Annotated in this window: 1 protein-coding gene; it reads left to right on the top strand. The window is 66.8% G+C overall.

Annotated features, from left to right (window positions below; translation table 11 throughout):
* Positions 1-562: 562 nt before the first annotated feature.
* Complete coding sequence (locus CEY15_RS17670) at positions 563-1,123, top strand: RBBP9/YdeN family alpha/beta hydrolase (protein WP_176475192.1); 561 nt, start codon at positions 563-565, stop codon at positions 1,121-1,123.
* Positions 1,124-1,313 lie beyond the last annotated feature (190 nt).

The following is a 1,313-nucleotide window of genomic DNA, read 5'->3' as shown; positions in this document are numbered from 1 at the left end:
AAAACACACTGTTGAGTTCTCAAACAACACCCACACACCAACCCCATGCGGCATCTGTACCGCGTAGCGTCAGGGTGAATTTGCCGCTCCCGACTGGGAGGGGCTTGACTACTCTAGCGGACCGAGGCTGATCGGTCAACCCGATTCCTCGCTCCCCTTGCATGAAGCCACCGCCCGGAACCTGGGCTCGAACTTCTCGGCTCGACCCCCGCTCCCTGGCGGCTCCGATAAAGTTACACGCGCCCGAACGGAACACCAAATCGCCTGGTCAGCGCGGCGGATGGCGTGATCACGCCCCGGCCTCCGTCCTGGACAGGTCTCGTCCGGACCGCCCCGGTGGCGTGCGCGTACGGGGCGCGGTCGGCGCCTCGCACCCTCACTGGCATCCCTATCGGTGAGCCGACTCGCTCAGGGCGCTACCGCGCCAGCTCGAGGCGCGCCGGTATCCACGCCAGCTTTACTCACTCCGGCGCCCTTTCCGTCGGCTCAGTCAGGTCGGCCCCCATCACGCCCGGTGCTGGGAGAGCGCCCCCGGCGACGCGATGAGGTCTAGCGTGCCTTCATGACATCGTCCACGAACAGGCGTGCCGTGATCTTCCACGGTTACGCCGCATCTCCGCGCGATCACTGGTTCGAGTGGCTTGCTAAACGCCTCACGGACGCCGGGATCCCCACGCGAATAGCCACCTTTCCGAACTCCAGTGACCCGTCCAGTGACCAGTGGGTGACAACCGTAGCCGGGGAGCTCGGCACACCCGGGGAGGAGATCGTCGTCGTCGCCCACAGTCTGGGTTGCCTTGCCGTTCTTCGGCATCTCGCGTCCCTGGCCGGCCCGTGGCGGGTGGGCACACTCGTCCTCGTCTCGGGCTTCGTCGACACCTTGCCGGCGCTACCCGCTCTTGACGACTTCATCGCCGGCGGGGTGAACCTGGAAGGAATCCGAGACCACATCGGTTCCCTGACCATCGTGCGGTCCGACGACGACGCTCACGTCCCTGTCGAACTCACGGACCGCCTTGCGCACCTTCTCGATACGTCGACTGTCGTCGTGCCGGGAGCGGGACACTTCCTGGCAGAAGATGGGGTCACCAGGCTGCCCCAAGCCCTCCGCGCGATCGTGTGATCTCCGCACCGGTCGCCGAGGCCACGCAGGCACCCTGGCGGGGGTCGCGACACCCCCCGCGTTCGTGCTCGCGAGAGCTCGACCGGTAGGGGGACCCGCTCCGGCGCCGGACCATCCGAACTGCGCTCATCGCCTCGGTGTGCCGGTCGAACGCCTCCCGTACGCGATCGGAACCAGCCACACGAACACG

Origin of the sequence: Dietzia natronolimnaea (genome assembly GCF_002289575.1) — a bacterium.
Taxonomy (GTDB): Bacteria; Actinomycetota; Actinomycetes; order Mycobacteriales; family Mycobacteriaceae; genus Dietzia; species Dietzia natronolimnaea_A.
Note: the sequence above shows the minus strand (reverse complement) of the source record. Positions and strands in the feature narration are given on the sequence as shown.